General features: G+C 55.8%; 18 protein-coding genes. 4 read left to right on the forward strand and 14 right to left on the reverse strand.

Features of this window, described 5'->3' with window-relative positions; genetic code table 11:
* The first annotated feature begins 156 nt into the window (after positions 1-156).
* Together EGJ68_RS17270 and EGJ68_RS17275 are read left to right on the forward strand one after the other, a co-directional pair.
* Entirely contained in the window at positions 157-516 is a 360-nt protein-coding gene (locus EGJ68_RS17270; protein WP_123035800.1) for a type II toxin-antitoxin system RelE/ParE family toxin, read from the forward strand.
* Entirely contained in the window at positions 509-802 is a 294-nt protein-coding gene (locus EGJ68_RS17275; protein ID WP_123035801.1) for a helix-turn-helix domain-containing protein, read from the forward strand. Before EGJ68_RS17270 ends, EGJ68_RS17275 begins: the two co-directional genes overlap by 8 nt.
* 275 nt (positions 803-1,077) lie before the next feature.
* Here EGJ68_RS17275 and EGJ68_RS17280 read toward each other — a convergent pair whose 3' ends face one another.
* The 6 genes from EGJ68_RS17280 to EGJ68_RS17305 form a co-directional block, all read right to left on the reverse strand.
* Positions 1,078-2,178 carry a CaiB/BaiF CoA transferase family protein gene (locus EGJ68_RS17280; protein ID WP_027951052.1) on the reverse strand — a complete coding sequence of 367 codons (1,101 nt, stop codon included), beginning with the start codon at positions 2,176-2,178 and terminating at the stop codon, positions 1,078-1,080.
* A 31-nt stretch (positions 2,179-2,209) separates the two neighbouring features.
* Complete coding sequence (locus tag EGJ68_RS17285) at positions 2,210-2,986, reverse strand: SDR family NAD(P)-dependent oxidoreductase (protein WP_027951051.1); 777 nt, start codon at positions 2,984-2,986, stop codon at positions 2,210-2,212.
* Positions 2,987-3,008: 22 nt separating this feature from the next.
* Entirely contained in the window at positions 3,009-4,154 is a 1,146-nt protein-coding gene (locus tag EGJ68_RS17290) for an acyl-CoA dehydrogenase family protein (protein ID WP_027951050.1), read from the reverse strand.
* Between the two features lie 14 nt (positions 4,155-4,168).
* On the reverse strand, positions 4,169-5,410 hold the full coding sequence (locus EGJ68_RS17295; RefSeq protein WP_027951049.1) for a thiolase family protein: 1,242 nt from the start codon (positions 5,408-5,410) through the stop codon (positions 4,169-4,171).
* Between the two features lie 14 nt (positions 5,411-5,424).
* Positions 5,425-6,213 (reverse strand): enoyl-CoA hydratase/isomerase family protein, encoded by a 789-nt coding sequence (locus EGJ68_RS17300; protein ID WP_027951048.1) that lies wholly within the window; start codon positions 6,211-6,213, stop codon positions 5,425-5,427.
* Between the two features lie 259 nt (positions 6,214-6,472).
* Entirely contained in the window at positions 6,473-7,150 is a 678-nt protein-coding gene (locus EGJ68_RS17305) for a TonB-dependent receptor domain-containing protein (RefSeq protein WP_123035802.1), read from the reverse strand.
* A gap of 153 nt (positions 7,151-7,303) precedes the next feature.
* Here EGJ68_RS17305 and EGJ68_RS17310 point away from each other — a divergent pair, with 153 nt between their 5' ends.
* Positions 7,304-10,324: a Tn3 family transposase gene (locus EGJ68_RS17310; RefSeq protein WP_008250937.1), complete on the forward strand. Its 3,021-nt coding sequence runs from the start codon at positions 7,304-7,306 to the stop codon at positions 10,322-10,324.
* Positions 10,325-10,390: 66 nt separating this feature from the next.
* Here the strand turns inward: EGJ68_RS17310 and EGJ68_RS18430 are convergent, their stop codons facing one another.
* Genes EGJ68_RS18430 through EGJ68_RS17345 form a run of 7 tightly spaced genes read right to left on the reverse strand, consistent with a single transcriptional unit; the run spans position 10,391 to position 15,593 of the window.
* Positions 10,391-10,522, reverse strand: coding sequence for a hypothetical protein (locus EGJ68_RS18430; protein WP_269845679.1), 132 nt, complete (start codon positions 10,520-10,522; stop codon positions 10,391-10,393).
* A 47-nt stretch (positions 10,523-10,569) separates the two neighbouring features.
* The gene (gene ligA / locus EGJ68_RS17320; protein ID WP_008250901.1) at positions 10,570-10,947 is read right to left on the reverse strand and encodes a protocatechuate 4,5-dioxygenase subunit alpha; all 378 of its coding nucleotides are present in this window, start codon (positions 10,945-10,947) and stop codon (positions 10,570-10,572) included.
* 26 nt (positions 10,948-10,973) lie between these two features.
* A complete protein-coding gene (locus EGJ68_RS17325; RefSeq protein ID WP_008250900.1) occupies positions 10,974-11,864 on the reverse strand; it encodes an amidohydrolase family protein in 891 nt (296 codons plus the stop codon).
* Entirely contained in the window at positions 11,861-12,883 is a 1,023-nt protein-coding gene (locus EGJ68_RS17330; protein ID WP_008250899.1) for an amidohydrolase family protein, read from the reverse strand. Before EGJ68_RS17330 ends, EGJ68_RS17325 begins: the two co-directional genes overlap by 4 nt.
* Before the next feature lie 4 nt (positions 12,884-12,887).
* Positions 12,888-13,808, reverse strand: coding sequence for an NAD(P)-dependent oxidoreductase (locus EGJ68_RS17335; protein ID WP_008250897.1), 921 nt, complete (start codon positions 13,806-13,808; stop codon positions 12,888-12,890).
* On the reverse strand, positions 13,801-14,901 hold the full coding sequence (locus EGJ68_RS17340) for a 4-oxalomesaconate tautomerase (RefSeq protein WP_008250895.1): 1,101 nt from the start codon (positions 14,899-14,901) through the stop codon (positions 13,801-13,803). The genes EGJ68_RS17335 and EGJ68_RS17340 overlap by 8 nt, the downstream gene beginning before the upstream one ends.
* A gap of 2 nt (positions 14,902-14,903) precedes the next feature.
* A complete protein-coding gene (locus tag EGJ68_RS17345; protein WP_008250894.1) occupies positions 14,904-15,593 on the reverse strand; it encodes a 4-carboxy-4-hydroxy-2-oxoadipate aldolase/oxaloacetate decarboxylase in 690 nt (229 codons plus the stop codon).
* Between the two features lie 139 nt (positions 15,594-15,732).
* On the opposite strand from EGJ68_RS17345, the gene EGJ68_RS17350 reads away from it, so the two are divergent.
* Positions 15,733-16,932 (forward strand): LysR family transcriptional regulator, encoded by a 1,200-nt coding sequence (locus EGJ68_RS17350; protein WP_040803725.1) that lies wholly within the window; start codon positions 15,733-15,735, stop codon positions 16,930-16,932.
* A 47-nt stretch (positions 16,933-16,979) separates the two neighbouring features.
* Here the strand turns inward: EGJ68_RS17350 and EGJ68_RS17355 are convergent, their stop codons facing one another.
* Positions 16,980-17,420, reverse strand: coding sequence for a MarR family winged helix-turn-helix transcriptional regulator (locus EGJ68_RS17355; RefSeq protein WP_008250891.1), 441 nt, complete (start codon positions 17,418-17,420; stop codon positions 16,980-16,982).
* Positions 17,421-17,477: the final 57 nt, after the last annotated feature.

Consider the following 17,477-nt stretch of genomic DNA (forward strand, 5'->3'; position numbering starts at 1 on the left):
AAGGAGAAGGACGAATCCTTTCAAGACAATGAGTTGGTTCCACTGATCAGAAAATCTCATTCATTCACCCTCGGCCCCCAGGTCCCAAGGCCGTAAACAAAAGTAAGAAACTGTTTTTGTTGCCTGGAGCGTACCATATATGGTACATTCAGCAGAATGATAGCACCTAAGAAAAAAATAACCGCTGTTTTTTACCAGCTCTCCAGCGGGAAAGAACCTGTTAGAGATTGGTTGCTTGGACTGACCCAAGAAGATCGGCAAACAATCGGGCAGGACATTATGGCAGTGGAGTTCGGTTGGCCTTGTGGTGAACCGCTGTGCAAATCCTTATCTGGCTATCCTGGATTGTGGGAGGTCAGAAGTAATATTAAGAGCGGGATCGCCCGTGTGTTTTTCTATATCGACAATTCAGAGATGATCCTATTGCATGGACTGGTTAAAAAGACCCAGAAAACACCGGACAGAGATTTAAAGCTCGCTCAGAAGCGGAAGACGGAGTATCAGAAAAATGGCTAAAAGAAACCCTCGAGCAGGTTCAAGTTTTGACGACTTTCTAAAGGCAGATGGTATCTATGAAGATGTTCAAAATGCCGCGATCAAAAAAGTACTGTCTGCAAAACTAGAAGCTGCCATGCTTGACCAAAATATTTCAAAAACCGATATGGCTAAACGCTTGAAAACCAGCCGTTCACAGCTTGATAGATTGCTTGATCCAGACAATGAAACTATAACACTTCAAACTGCTAGTAGAGCAGCGGCAGTGCTTGGGATGACCTTAGAAATCAACCTTAGCCCGATGTAAAGACCTGGGCCAGATTCGGCCAAAAGCATGCCCTATCAAGCGTCTCAGGAAAAGGTGGTGAGGAATCACTATAAATAAAATAGCTTAAGTGGGGGGAACGCAATATCTCGTCCCCTTATGCCCGCGGACCCAGAGCGGCACAAATCAGCGAAAAAGATGCGAATTCACTCCCTGTAAAAGTGGCGGGAAAAATTACTGGGAAATCAACGGCTTAAACCCACTGAGCGGAGAATCACGTCCGCTTATGTTCTGGGAGCCTTATAAGCACTGCACATTCAGCCGGCCTTACCAAGGGATCGCAGAATCCTCTCTGTGTGTTCGCCGGAACGCGGAACATCACCGACCTCCTGCTGGGTCGCACTGAATTTCGGCGCAGGAGCTGGCTGCAACAGGCCTTCACCCGCAACAAAGCACTCGCGTGCCCTGATGTGCTCGTCTTCCGCCGCTTCCGGCAGCGACAGTACTGGTGCGAAACAGGCATCGGTGCCCGACAGCAATTCGCACCAGTGTGACCTGGGTTTACTGGCAAACAGGACCGCCATTTTTTCTCGGGCGGCAGGCCAGGTCTTCTTGTCGTGCTGGCGGGCGAAGTCAGGATCGTCTTCAAACCCGCACAGGGCAATCAATTCTCGGTAAAAATTGGGTTCAAGGGCCTGTACCGTAATGTAGCGACCGTCCGAACAGGGGTAGCTGTTGCACCAGGGTGATGCCCCGCCGAAGAACGTTTCACTGGGGGTCTCGCTGATTGCGCCCTCCCCTCGCAGGCCCGCGATCAGGGTCTGGTTATAGATGGCACCGTCGCAGATGGCTGCGTCGATTACCTGCCCCTCGCCGGTGCGCTGCGCGTGCAGCAGCGCTGCCAGGATGCCCAATACCAACATATTCGAACCGGAACCGATGTCACCCAGCACTGTGGGCGTGGGATAAGGCGCATCGCCCGGCAGGCCGCCGTAGTGGAGAATCCCCGAGATGGCGAGGTAATTCAGGTCGTGTCCAGCCGCATGCGACAGGGGGCCATCCTGCCCCCAGCCGGTCATCCGACCATAGACCAGGGAGGCCTTTCGCTGATGCACGACCTCTGGCCCCAGCCCCAGCCGCTCCATTACACCGGGGCGAAAGCCCTCGATCAGCACGTCGGACTGCTCCGCCAACTGCAACACACTTTCCACCGCTTTCGGGTCTTTCAGGTCCAGAGCTATGGATTGTTTGCCTCGGTTGAAAAAGCCGTTCTGACCCACCTCAGCCGCGTTTTTGTTAGCGGCTGCGCGTTCAACCAGGATGACTTCCGCCCCCAGATCGGCCAGCATCATACCGGCGATCGGGCAGGGCCCGATACCGGCGATTTCTAAAACTTTGATTCCGGCTAGCGGTCCCACGTCTCTCTCCTCAAGGCGTTGGTTGTATGGCCTACCTGGCCTGCATCACCGTGGCAGCATCCAGGCGCAGGACCCGGCCATTCATATAGCCATTCTCCGCTAGGAAGGCGCAGGCGTGGGCGAACTCATCCACCTCGCCCATGCGCTTGGGCGCCTCGCACATCGCGATCAGTGAGTCCTGCACTTTCTGGTCCAGCCCCTTCACCAGAGGTGTTCCAAACAGTCCCGGGGCAATTGAATTCACCCGGATACCCAGGGGGCCGAGTTCGCGGGCAGCGGGAATATTCATGCCATTCACGCCCGCCTTGGACCCACTGTAGGCGCTCTGGCCGATCTGGCCTTCAAAGGCTGCGCCGGAAGATACGTTCACAATCACACCGCGCTCACCGTTCTCGTCCGGCTCGTTCCTGGCCATCTGCTCGGCGCACTTGGCCATCACGTTAAACACGCCCATCAGGTTTACGTTGATCACCGTAGCGTACTTTGCCAGGCTGCTGGCCTTGCCTTCCCGGTCGAGGATCTTGCAGGGCAGCGGGATACCAGCGGCGTTAACATTCATATGGATCGCGCCGAACTTGTCCATGATCGCTGCGATAGCGACATCTATGCTCTCCTCGGAGGTCACATCGGTCTGGCAGAAAATGGCATTTTCCTCGCCCAATTCTTCTACTGTCGCTGTGCCGGCTGCCTCATTCAGGTCCAGAAGTGCAACCTTTGCACCCTTCTCGCTCACCATATAACGCGCGGTGGCCTGGCCCAGACCCGAGGCGCCGCCGGTGATTACCAAAACTCTATTTTTCAGCTTCACAAAAACCTCCAAATTCCCTTACTTAACTGAACGCATTCAAACCGGTCAGGGCCCGGCTGATTAACAGCTTCTGGATTTCGGTAGTGCCATCGGGGATCGGCGCGACAATAGCCTCCCGCGCCAGGCGCTCAACGATGAATTCCTTGGTCACACCGTTACCACCGTGAATTTCCAGCGCGTCGCGTGTCGCGGTCACCGCGATTTCGGTGCCGTACCACTTGGCCATGGCGCACTCCTTGTCCGCGCGCTCGCCGCGCATCACCATATCCATGGCCCGGTAGGTCAGCAGCCGGGCGGCATCGATCTGGGTGGCCATGGTGGCGAGCTTGTCGGCGATCAGCTGGTGACCGCCAATCAACTTGCCGTGCTGCTTGCGCTCCTGGGCGTACTTGATGGCCTCGTCCATGGCGCGACGCGCCACGCCAATTCCCCACATTGCCATGTGGCAGCGAGCGTATTCGAATATCTTCAGGGTATTTTTGAGCCCGGTACCGCGGCCACCCACCACGTTCTCCACCGGCACCCGCACATCAGACATGAAAACCTGCGAAGTGGACTGACCGTTCAACGCCATCTTGGGAATTCCCACCGTCTCGTAGCCATGCTCCTCACGGTCGATCAGTATATGGCTGATCTCGTTCTCACCGGTGCGACAGGTACAGATGAACACGTCTGAGTACTCGCCATTCGTAATCCAGGTCTTTTCGCCATTGATCACCCAGTGGTCGCCATCGAGCACCGCACGCGTCTTGACTGCAGACACGTCTGAACCCACGTCCGGCTCAGAGATACCCATGGCGATGAACTTGTCGCAGTTGATGATGTCCGCGAGGTAATTCTCCTTGATGGCCTCGGGCGCCAGCTGTCTTAACAGCTCGGCATTGACCGCGTTGATAAAACCGGGGATGGCGATATCCAGAGAGGTGTAGGCGATCTCCTCAAATACCATCAGGTGGGTGAGCCAGTCCATGCCAAAGCCGCCCCACTCCTCACCGAATGGCGCCTTGATCAAGCCGAACTCGGTCAGCCCCTGGGTCCACTCCTGCATTTTCTCCCGCGGTATGAAGCCCTCGCCGTGCTCGCGAAAGGCCGGCTCGATCTCCGAGTCCAGGTATTTGCGCAGATTCTCGATAATCATCTGCTGTTCTTCACTGCGTTGGAAATTCATCGCTTTGTTCTCCTCTACTGCTTTGCGAGTATGCTTACCGCGGCCGTTGCCTCTTCCAGGCCGACGAGGCCACCACCGTTTTCCTGTACTGCGATCCGCGCGCCTTCAACCTGGCGCGCGCCGGCTTCGCCGCGCAGCTGGGTTACCAGCTCAAATATCTGGCCGAGGCCTGTGGCGCCGATGGGGTGCCCTTTTGACTCCAGGCCGCCGGAGGGATTGACCGGCACCCGGCCGCCGACAGTGAAATCGCCGCGCGCGGCGGCGGGGCCGCCCTCCCCCCAGGGCACCAGGCGCAGGTTTTCCACCTGGATGATCTCACCCATGGCAGTCGCGTCGTGCACCTCCACCACGCTCACATCCTCCGGGGAAACGCCGGCCTTCTCGTAGGCTTCTGCGGCCGCCAGCGCAGTAATGTGCTTTTCATACTCCTCGGCCGTGCGGTTGATACCGGAGCGGAAGACGCAGCTGAGCAGCTTCACCGCCCGGGAGGCATCGCCCCTGAGCCGTTTGAGGCCCTCGGCACTGCACAGCACCGCCGCGGCAGAGCCGTCGGAGATGGGCGCGCACATGGGCAGGGTCAGGGGGTAAGTGATCGGCGGTGCGGCCATCACCTCTTCAACGGTGTAAGGGTTCTGGTACTGGGCCAGGGGATTGTGCACCGAGTGGGTGTGGTTCTTGGCGCAAACCGCGGCGATCTGCTCCTGGGTGGTGCCGAAGGTCTTCATATGCTGGCGGCAGAAGGCTGCGTACACATCCATGAACATGCTGTAGGGCTTGGGTGACAGGGAGCCTTCCGGCAGGGTAATCCCCTCCCCCATCTTGAGCAGGTACTCCTTGTTGGCCTCAACCGTGGTCACATCCCAGGCGGAATCGAACGCGGCGAACATCTTCGCCTTGTCCTCGGTTAACATTTTTTCCGTACCCACCGCGATTGCGATATCGCAGCTGCCGGCGCGAATCGCCTGGGCAGCCAGGTAAAGGCCGGACGTGGCGGAAGCGCAGGCGCCTTCAACATTGAATATAGGGATGCCCTCAAAACCCATGGAGCGCAGGGCCACCTGGCCGGGCACCATATGCTGGTCCTGCAGAAAGCCGATGACACAGGAGGCGAAGAAGGCCTCGCCCACCTCGTCCTTGTCTACACCCGCATCAGTCAGGGCCCCCTGTACAGCCTCAGCGGTCAGGTCCTTGTAGCTCTTGTCCATATGCCGACCGAAGGGGGTCATGCCGACGCCGGCGATATATACATCTGTCATTTTCTCTACTCCTATTAGCGGCCCTGGAACCGTGGCTTGCGTTTCTCGGCAAAGGCGGCCAGGCCTTCCTGCATATCCCAGGAGCGCTGGTGCTTGCGGAATTCGTACATCTCGTGCCGCAGCGCGTCGTCTCGGGTCTTGTCAGCGGCGGCATTAGCCACGGACTTCATCCGGCGCAGGGCGATGGGGCTCTTCTCAGCGATATGCAGGGCCAATGCCTGGGCGGCTTCCTGCAGCTCACCGTCGGCTACCACCTCATTGACGAAGCCGTAGTTTTTCATCTCCTGTGCGGAAAGAGTTCTGCCGGTAAACAGTAGGTACTTAGCCACGTTGTGGGGAACGATACGCGGCAGTACTGCTGCTCCCCCCGCCCCCGGGTAGACACCGAAGTTGGCGTGAGCGTCGCCTATCCTGGCACTCTCAGCGGCCACGACGAGATCGGCGCACATGGCGGTCTCCAGGCCACCTGCCATGGTGATACCGTTGAGGGCGGCAATCACCGGCTTGGGGAAATCGCGCAGCGGGTTCAAAACCCTGTCGCACAGGCGATCGAGGAAATCAGGCTTACCGGGTGGGACGTCGAGGCTATCCAATACCTGCTTCAAGTCAGCGCCGGCGCAGAAAGCCTTGCCCGCACCGCTGATGACAACAACCTTGATACACTCATCCCCCAGAATCTGTTCCAGGTACTCCTCGTACAGGGTAATCATTTCCAGGCTGATGGAATTCATGGCCTCGGGCCGGTTCATGGTCAACCAGGCTACTCCATCCCTGTTTTCGAATAGAAGGGCAGCTTCACTCATTAGAAAAACTCCTGACACTGATCCATCTGTGGACCGATATTGTTAGCGGAAACCCGCGCTGGGTATTCACTCCCGTGTTCTGGGAATACTATAAGCGCAGGCGGCTGTAAGCCCCTTGTCATCAGAGCTTAAATACTTGTCTGGATGATAATTGTTAACGGGGGCTTTGAGAGTCGATTCGGGCGAATCGGGGAAGAAATAAAAAAAACAGCGCTTGATACCAGGCAGGGTGCCGGCATCAAGCGCCGCAAAGGGACTATCAGAAATTGTATGCTGCAGATATTCCGTAGACGCGGGGTTCCTCAACCCAGCCAATATAAACTCCTGGGCTCAAGGGAGCATCAACCGAAGCGGTGTAGGTGGTCTCATCGGTCAGGTTCCGTCCGTAGAGCACCACCTCCCAGGTACCTTCCAGGGACATCAGGGAGATACTGGCATCGACCTTGGTGTAGGAATCCTGCAGCACATTTTCATCGAGGTCGCCATCCAGGAAGAATTCATCCTTGTAATTGACATCGACATGGAAATTGAATTCCGCCCAATCAAATGCGTGATTGTAGTCCAGGTAGAGCGAGGCACTGTGCTCCGGTGCGAACGCCCCGCGCTCGCCGGACAGATCCTTTGTACCCTCACCAGAGGAGTTCGGGCAGGTACCCAGGCCAATCTCGACAACGGAACAACCCGCCCCCGGATACGAATCGAACTCGTGATCGAGGTAGGCATAGCTGCCGCCGATTTCCAGTGCATCGGTAGCGGCGAACTGCGCTTCGATCTCGATACCCTGGACGGTCAGCTCCGCCGCGTTGCCTACGACAAAACTTGTGCCACCCCAAGAAGTAACCTGCAGATCTTCCAGCTCAGATCTGTAAATGGCTGTCGCGACGCGCGCACGGCCATCCATGAAGTCCTGTTTTACACCCAACTCCCAGGCAGTCACGGCTTCGTCTTGGGGTACTAGGGTTTTTCCGTCCAAAAACGACAATAATCGCCGAAAGCCCCGCCATCCGGGGCCTCCAAGAGGGGATTGCTTTTTCTGAAGTCCATATTTACACCAATTTTGGTTAAGATTTGGCCTTTTTAGGCTAAACGTATGGCATATGAAGAACGTGTTCAAATCTTGTCCGATGCAGAACAAGACGATTTTTATGGGCCCCCAATTTTCACGTCCAACGATCAACGCTTCATTTTCGCTCTGAACGACAAGGAACTGGCTGTCGCTAATAAATTCCGAAATCGTGGGCAGCGCTACATGTTTATTGTGCTGCTGGGTTATTTTAAGGCTAAACCTGTAGTGCTGAATCCTGGATTTCATCAGATAAAACATGATCTAAAGCACGTCCACGAAACGGTACTGCCAGGACCCGGCTTCAGACCGTTCAATCTCTCGCAGAAAGAAAACGAGAGGATTTACAAGCGGATATTCGAACTCTGCGAATACCAGCGCTGGAGTTTTAAAGCCCATGGATCTGCTTTGGTAGCCCACCTAACGCAGCAGGCCAAAGCCTGGTCTGCTCCGAGGCACCTCTTCGACGCAGCGATTGAGTATTTATCAGGGCAGAAAATTGCGATCCCTGCCTACAGCACCCTGCAAAAGATCATCAGCCAGGTTGTTGGTCAGGAGCAAGATCGGCTGATTACCCACGTAGATCTCGAACTGCCTCAGGAGCTAAAAGACGCATTGGCTGCCCTCGTAAACGTAGACGGATCGCTAACGTTGCGACAGTTACGTCAATCTGCCCGTAACTTCACAGGAACTGAGCTGGAGAAGGAGCTGACCGTACATCGCCACATCCAGCACTGGATGTCGCAAGTGAATGCCATATTGAGTACGCTATCGTTGTCCCAGAAAAATCAGCAGCACTTTGCAGAACGGGTCGATTACTATGGGGCTAAACTGAAGCGGCAGTCTGTGGGAAATCAGAGGCTTTATCTCCTGTGCTATTTGCAGTTCCGCTGGCAGCAGGCGTTGGAACGCATAGCCGATGGTTTTGTTCATCATGTCCGACAGGCCAAGAATAAATCGAAGGCTTATGCGCAGGAAGTAGTTTATCAAGATTGGCAAAAAGCCGCTAAAAATGTCAGCAAGGCTGCGGAAGTTCTACATCTGTTCATTGATGATAGCATCGATCAACAGCAACCGTTTGGGGCGGTAAGACAGAAAGCGCTGAAGCTGCTTGCGGAGAAAGATCTGAAGTCTGTCTACCTGTTCCTGAATGAACAAAAGCGTTCCGTTGAGGAAGCTATGTGGCAATACTATGACCAGAGAGATAGCTTAAGGGAAGGGTTGCTTCGGCAGCTGTTTCTTTGCCTACGCTATGAAGCCAGCGCAGGCGCCCAACGCCTGGCAGCAGCACTGAATCACGCTCGGCTTGATCTTGCAGCACAAGGGGTCATCTCAAATGCAACGATAGACGCCCGGTTGCCCTCCAAGAAACAATTACCGTTCTTGCAGGACGAGGGTGGGACGTTTAACCCAGATCGCTACGAATGGTACCTGTATCTACAGATCCCCGATCGGTTGAATGGCCAGCTGACCTTGCCTGATGTCATTAAATACCGGGCCTTGGATGCAGATCTGGTGAGTCGAGAACGCTGGCGAAGAGAAAAGCACAATTTGCTGGAGCAAACTCAGCTACCAAAGTTGACCGCTGAACCGAGTAAGCTGATCGAGCGAACAGCCAATGATCTGGAGATCCGTTTGTATGAGGTCAGTGACTACCTGGAACAGGATGACAACCGGAACATTATCCTACGTAATCCGAAGGGTAAGCGCCTATGGCGGTTGCCGACGGGGAGTAAAAAGTACTTGGTCAACAACCCCTTCTTCCAGCAGATACCGACGACGGGCGTTGCCGATGTGCTGCGCATGGTGGACCGTGATACCGGCTTCATTGAGTGCTTTGAACATGTGCTGGGCGCTCAGTCCAAGAACCGAGCCCACGAATATGACCTTCTGGCGATTCTGGTGGGGAATGCAACGAACCAAGGCATCTACGGCATGGCTCAAATCTCCGATCGCACTTATGATCAGCTCAGTACCATCCAAGCGAATTACCTGCGACTGGAAACCCTGAATGCTGCCAACGACAACATCAACAATGCGACGGCCATGCTTCCAATCTTCAAGCATTACAATATCCAAGAGGATATTATCCACGCCAGTGCCGATGGTCAAAAGTTTGAGGCCCGGCGAGAGACCTTCAAAACCCGCTATTCATCGAAGTACTTTGGAACTCAGAAAGGCGTCTCGGCCATGAGCTTAATCGCTAACCATGCCGCTATTAACGCCAGGGTGATCGGAGCGAATGAACACGAATCCCATTACATCTTTGACTTGCTGATGAATAACAGCTCGGAAATCATTCCGGACGTGCTCTCTACGGATACCCACGGAGTTAATCACGTCAACTTCGCTCTGCTAGACTTGTTTGGATACAGCTTTGCACCGCGTTACGCGCAGGTTAGTCGCGTCATCAACGAGATGTTTGATGTAAAAGAAGACAAAGATCAGAGAATTCAGCTACGCCTGAAAAAAGCCATCAATACCAAACGTATCATGCAGCACTGGGACACCATCCAACGGATCGCAGTGTCACTCAAGGAGCGAAAAACGACACAGGCCACGCTGGTTCGTAAACTCTCCGGGTACAAGAAAAACCATCCCTTGCTGGAGGCCCTAACGGAGTACAACCGCTTGGTAAAAGCGAATTACTTGTTGAACTACATCGATGATGCCAGCCTGCGTAACTACGTTCAGCGAGCCCTTAATCGGGGGGAAGCTTACCACCAGCTGCGTCGAGCAATCAGCAACGTCAATGGGGATCAGTTCCGGGGCAGCTCTGATGAAGAAATCCAACTATGGAACGAATGCGCGCGCTTGGTCACCAACGCCATTATTTACTTCAATTCCAGCATACTCAGCCAGCTGCTGACGAGCTTCGAATATCAGAATGACGATAAGCGAATACAGATTGTCAAACAGGCTTCTCCAGTGGCTTGGTATAACATCAACTTGAAGGGTATCTATACCTTCGAAATGAGTGAAAAACTACCGGATCTGGAGGAACTGATGCGCACAATCGAGGGATATTTACCGGTTCGGGAAAAGTAATACCCCCTGGGAGGCCTCGGATGGCGGGGCTTTCAGCGATTCTTGTCGTTTTTGGACGGAAAATCCCTAGTACCCCTTGGAGTAGTCGTAACCGGCAAAGAGTGGTTTCCAGTAGTCCTCACCAGACTTGCCGTTATCGAGTGCCGCGCCGATGGCCGGCACGTGCGACGAGTATACACTCGCGGTAATTTTTGCCATTGTGGTACCTCATTGCGCCCCAACCGGAGCGTATTAAGTGTAGAGCGTTACTTGTACATATTGCCTTCTGGAGAACGACCCCCATCCAGCATCATCTGCGCGTATTCAGGCTGACTCATGCCGGTCATAGTCGCCGCTGCGTGCTGGAAGCTCAGTCCATCCGACGAAAAAATCTTGGCCAGAAAATAAATATTGCCGCCCAGTGACATCATGCGGTTGTAGTCCCGCGCAAGTACCGCCAGCTTTTGGTCTTCGGTCATCGGCCACTCATCTAGGTAAGCGCGCTGATCCGCCTTGAAGCGCTCGCGGTTTTCCGCCTTCATCAGCGACATACAGAACTGATTGAGGTGGAAACCCTGGCGTGCCATATCGGCGTCAAAAATCGTGGTACCGGGAATATCCTGATAGGGTTTGTCTAGTGCCATAAATAGCCTCCTGTTATTCCAGCCGCTTAATCCGACCAGTAGAGCCGCATCGGGTTAGCCACCAGCAGTTTTTGCTGCAACTCGGCGGTGGGTGCAATGCGGGGAATCATATCAACCAGATGGCCGTCGTCGGGCATATGGCTTTTCATATTCGGATGCGGCCAGTCTGTGCCCCACAATACGCGGTCGGGAAACAGCTCTACAATGCGGCGGCCAAAGGGCACAAAGTCGTCATAGGTCGGTGCGCCACTCAGCGACAAACGCTCGGGGCAGGTCACCTTCGACCAGAAATTCTCGTTCTCACGCAGCAGCTTGACGAACAACTCAAACTCGGGCCCGTCAACCGGCTTGCTGACATCGGGGCGACCCATGTGGTCCACCACCACAGTGGTGGGCAGCGCCGTAAAAAAGTCATACAGCTCGGGCAGTTCCTGCGCCTCGAAATAAATCACGATGTGCCAGCCCAGCGGCTTGATACGCTCGGCAATACTGCTCAGGCTGTCAAAGGGCAGCGCATCCACCAGACGCTTCACAAAGTTAAAGCGCACACCGCGCACGCCGGCGGCGTGCAGCGCTGCTAGTTCCTTGTCGGTGACACTGGCCTTGACCGTGGCCACGCCGCGAGCCAAACCATTGGAGTGGTTCAAGGCATCAACCAGCGCGCGGTTATCTGCGCCGTGGCAGGTTGCCTGAACAATGACATTACGGGAAAAGCCGAGATAATCCCGCAACGCCCACAACTGATCTTTGGAGGCGTCACAGGGGGTGTACTTGCGCTCCGGCGCAAAGGGGAATAAATCCCCGGGGCCAAACACATGGCAGTGGGCATCTACCGCGCCAGCAGGTGGCACGTAGCTCGGTTTGCTGGGCGACTGGTGCCAGTGCAGCCAGTCGGCGTCGGGGGTGAACTGGCTCATTCTCCTCGCTCCTTCAATGAGGCATCCAGTCGTGGATACACCCGGCGGGCATTGCCTTCAAAGACCTTGTAGCGGTCTTCGTCGGAAAGCGGCAACGCATCCAGATAACGTTTGGTGTCGTCGAAATACTGTCCGGTTTGCGGGTCGATACCGCGCACCGCACCGACCATTTCCGAGCCAAACAGAATATTGTCGATGTCGATCACCTTGAACAGCAGGTCGATACCGGGCTGGTGGTAAACACAGGTATCGAAGAACACATTCTTCATCACGTGCTCGTCCAACGGCGGCTGCTTGAGCATGTCGGCCAGACCACGGTAGCGACCCCAGTGGTAGGGCACCGCGCCGCCGCCGTGGGGAATAATAAAGCGCAGCTCAGGGAAATCCTTGAACAGATCGCCCTGCAGAAACTGCATAAACGCGGTGGTGTCGGCGTTGATGTAGTGGGCACCGGTAGCGTGGAAGTTGTGGTTGCAGGAACCGGACACGTGCACCATCGCCGGCACATCCAGCTCAACCATTTTTTCATAGAACGGGTACCAGCTTTTATCGGTCAGCGGCGCGGAAGTCCAGTGACCACCGGAAGGGTCGGGGTTCAGGTTACAGCCGACAAAACCCAGCTCGTTGACGCAGCGCTCCAGCTCGGCAATGGAGTTGGCAATCGGCACACCGGGCGACTGAGGCAACTGGCACACGCCAATAAAGGTTTCGGGGTAGAGATCGACTACTCGCTTAATCAGATCGTTACAGGCGCTGGTCCATTGCTTGGACACCGCCTCGTCGCCAACATGGTGAGCCATGGTGGAGGCGCGTGGCGAGAAGATGGTCATGTCGGCGCCACGCTCTTTCAGCAGGCGCATCTGGTTCTGCTCGATGCTCTCACGAATCTGGTCATCGCTGATTTGCGGCACTTCAGGCAGCGCTTCGCCTTTTTTAAAGGCTTCCAGCTGTGCCTCACGGAACAATTGATGGGGTTCTGGAGCAGTAGTGTAGTGCCCGTGGCAATCGATAATTTTCATAATTCTAGGCTTCTCCATTCATAGTACTAATTTGGGCGTTGATCGCGTCCAGCAAAGGGTTCAATTCTGTTTCACTCAGCTGGGCTTTGAATTTTGCCGCCCAGTCCTGGCGCTCGGCACAGGCCGCGCTCATCCACGGTGACAAACCCGCTTCGTTGACGGTCTTGGCCACTTCACGCATTTCTGCCGCGCGCCGCTCTCCGTGCAGTAGTGAGCGGGTAATCAGGTAGTGGGCATGTTCCGGCCAGTCGGGGCGGGGGAACAGGTTATTCAGCGAGGCCAGCACCACCTCATCAACACCGTAGTGCCGCGCGGCCAGTAAGGACTCGGTTACCAGTGCCTCCATGCCTTTAATAATCACACTGCGACACATTTTTGTAGCCGCCGCGATGCCCAGCTCCGCCGAAGTGGCACGCATGTCGCTAAAGCCCAGCTGCTCTCCAATAGCTTCGAAGGCCGCCGCGTGGGGGCCACCCAACAAGATCGGCGCGTCGGTGCGCTTGGGGTGAATCGGCGACATCACCGAGGCCTCGACAAAGCGTCCGCCTGCGGCCGTCACCATTTCTGACAGTTGCTTTTTGGCTGCCGGCGAGATGGAGTTAAGGTCGACAAACCAAGCCTCGGCAGCTAGTCCCGCCAACACCGACTCCGCGGCGGGCACCGCCTGCTCGGCGGTCACCATCGACAGCACCAGCTGGCAGTCTTTGGCAGCACTTGCCGCATCCGCAGCCCGACTCACCCGGTCAGAGGATGCCAACGACGCCCAGTGCGCTTCTGCCGCACTGCCGGTCGTGCCAAACTGCGCGTCCCACAGTTGCAAGTCCAGTTCGGTTTTCGCCAGCAGGTCCTCGGCCACGGCCAGGCCCACTTCGCCTAAACCAATCAGCGCGATGCGCTTCACTTTAGCCAGCTCAAGGTCAGCCATGCTCGCTCTCCAACTCGGCGGGCACCATCACCTCACCGCGCATCAGCAGCCGCGCCGTGCGCAACAGGGCCGCGCGCTTAACGGTAAAGCTATCGAGGCTATCGCTACCGGCCACTTCCATCTCTACAGTGAAAAACCCGGTCGGGTGCTCCACCTCCAGCTGACATACGCCATCGGCCGCAGGCACCGCTGCCACGGACTGCGCGACCGAACCCGGCAACATGCAGCCGGAGGCCACACTGACCGAACCCAGCACACCAATGGCTTCGTGAACCCGGTGAGGGATAAACGTGCGGGTATTGATCGAACCGCCGGCCAGCGGCGCAGAGATCAGACTCATCTTGGGCACGGTTTTGCTGGTCACGTCACCCAGATTCATCAGTTTGCCCGCCGCCAGACGGATGGATTCGATGCGCGCTTTCAACTCGGCATTGGCTTCCAGCTCCGCCGGAGACTCCAACCCGCTCAGGCCAAAGTCTGCCGCCCGCAGTAAGACCACCGGCATGCCGTTATCGATGCAGCTCACCTCAATTCCTTCGATCACATCGAGGGTGTTACCTGTGGGTAACAAGGCACCACAACTGGAGCCGGCAATATCGAGAAAATCGATTGGGATCGGCGCTGCCGTACCCGGCACGCCGTCAATACGGGCCTGCCCGACGTAATTTACACAGCCGTTGGGGGTTTCCACCCGAGCCACCGCGCGGGCACCGGTATTCACCATATGGATGCTGACATCGGTGTGTCCGTTCTGAGCCGCGACCAAGCCATTCTCAATGGCAAAAGGTCCCACCCCAGCCAGAATATTGCCGCAGTTTTGGGCGTCACTGACCTCGGCCTTATCGACCACCACCTGTAGGAAAAGATAGTCCACATCGACGCCGGGCAGCGATGACGGCGAGATCACCGCCACCTTGCTGGTCAGCGGGTGAGCACCGCCCATGCCGTCAATCTGGCGGGCATCCGGAGAGCCCATCGCCGCCAGCAACAAACGGTTGCGAGCTTCGGCGTCGGCAGGCAAGTCACTGGCCAGAAAATACAGGCCCTTGGAAGTGCCGCCGCGCATAACCTGACAGGGAATCGCCTTTTGCATGATTAGGCTTCGTCCAGCGACTTCACGTAACGCAGGCCTTTTTCCGCCAGACGCTCGCGCATATTGTAGATATCCAGCCCTAGTTCACCGGCGACCAGGCGTTCGCGCTTGCTGTCTTCGTTAGCCACCCGCTTGAGCACACTGGTGTGCACCGCCTCGGCTTCCTGGCGGCGCACTACCACCACGCCATCATCGTCGGCCACAATCAAATCACCGGGATTGACCAACGCGCCCGCACATACCACCGGCACATTGACGTTGCCCACGGTTTCTTTAACCGTGCCCTGACCAAACACCGCTTTGGACCACACCGGGAATCCCATCTCGGTCAAAGTGGCAATGTCCCGCACGCCAGCATCGATAATCAGCCCGACAACCCCCCGCGCCTTCAATGAGGTGGCCAACAGATCACCAAAATAACCGTCTTCACAAGGGCTAGTCGGAGCAACAACCAACACATCGCCTGGTTGGCACTGCTCTACAGCCACATGCAGCATCCAGTTGTCACCTGGCGCCACTTCACAGGTTACGGCGGTGCCAACGATTTTGGCTGGGCGGTAAATAGGGCGCATATACGAAGCCATCAAGCCCTTGCGGCCTTGCGCCTCGTGAACAGTGGCCACTTCAGCACCTTGGTACTGTTCCAGCACCTCAGCCGAAACACGCGTAATATCGGTTACACAAACAGGCATGGTCGCTTCCCCTATTTACTAAAATTCCGAACTTTATTATGGCCCAGCGTACTCATCTCGGCATGTTCGAAAGCTGTACCCAGGTATAAGTTTTTTCTATAATGTTCTTATTTCACTGCACCTCGACTCAGTTATGTCCATGAGAGACACCGCTCCCTCACCACCCAACTTGCGCCACCTCAGCGCCGCTCTGACTATATGGAAATTGGGCAGCATCAGCCGCGCCACCTCTAGCGTGCATCTATCCCAATCAGCCATCACCCAAGGCCTGGCCAAACTGGAGCAAGAACTGGATATATTGCTCTTTACCCGCTCAAGTACTGGCCTGCATGCCACCGAGGCAGGCGAAATTTTTCTTCGCCGGGCCGAACGGGCAGTGAATTGGCTGACCGCCATTGAGCAAGCCACCAGCCTACGCTCAGGCCGAAAAACGCAGCCCCTATACCGACGCCTCACCTCCACCCAACTCAGAACCCTACTCAGCGTTGTCGAACAAGGCAGTTATTCTCGGGCAGCACAGCACCTTGGACTGACCCAGCCCACAGTGCACCGCGCGATAAAAGAATTGGAAATTGTTTGTAACCAGGAGCTATTCCAGCGTTCACCAGCGGGTATGGAGCCGAGCTGGTTGGCCAGAAAAATGGCTCGACTCACAAGCCTCTTTCTTTCCGAAATTCGCCTGGGTCGCGAAGAAGTCGAAGAGCTGAAAGGGCTTAGCGCAGGTAGTGTGCGGATTGGCTGCCTGCCACTAGCGCGAACCAAACTGGTTCCGCATGCGGTCACGCACTTACTGAATGAATTTCCTGCAGCACATATCAGTATTATCGATGGGCCTTACGAGGAACAGCTACACGCCTTACTGCACGGCCAGCTGGACATGATAGTCGGCGCGCTGCGCCACCCCAGTCCTAGCCCAGAGATCGAGCAACAATTTTTATTTCGGGATTCCCTCCACTTGGTGGTACGTGCAAGCCACCCCCTGGCTGGCCGCGCTGCGCCACCCACAGCAGAACTGCGCAACTTGGGATGGATTGCGCCCAAGCACAATACCCCTGCGCGAGAAACCTTCAGCCGTTTTTTTGCCGATTCGGGCTTTGATCCGCCTACACAAATGATTGAATGCAGTTCGTTGGTTGCCATCCGTAGTCTGCTACTAGACAGCGACCGGGTCGCCCTGCTCCCCGCCCGGCAGGTTGAACTGGAAGTGGAGATGGGGATACTCGCTGCCAGTCCCCAGCCTCTCGAGGGAACGGGTCGCGATATAGGAATAACCGTTAGGAAAAACTGGCAGCCGACACGATTGCAGAAACGCTTCCTAGCGCTTCTGGACAACTTTTAGGGAACCCCGATCTACATAACCGATTCCACAGCATGAAAAGCTGCCGCCTAGAAGTCGATAGTTTGAAGGTTTTCACTGACGTGATGAAGCACCATCAGGCACTTTTCCAATTCCCGCTTTGAAATGCCTTTAGTCGCAGCTTCATTAATTTCAGGCGCAATGTGCATAAGCTTCTTTTCGAGATCACGCCCCTTCGGAGTCAAATAAACACACATCTTGCGACGATCAATTTCGTCCCGCTTTCTGGTTAGCAATCCATCTTTTTCCATGCCCAGAATCATCGCTACCGTGGTGTTTTCCTTGACATTGATAGCATCACCCAACTCCTTTTGCGTCAGGCCCTCACGCAGCCAGAGTACCCTCAAGTAGTACCAGTAGCCCGCCTTAAGACCAAACGGCGCTAGTCGAGCTGCCAGTAAACGATCAAAAGCTCTATGCGCTATGCGAACCTGATAGCCCAGACTCGCCTTCGGTGGAAGTGACGCCAATGTTTATCTCCCTTGCCCGCCGTACCCGCAATCGCCCGCATCCTCAACTTACCGCTA

It is taken from the genome of Haliea alexandrii, assembly GCF_003719295.1.
Lineage (GTDB): Bacteria > Pseudomonadota > Gammaproteobacteria > Pseudomonadales > Halieaceae > Haliea > Haliea alexandrii.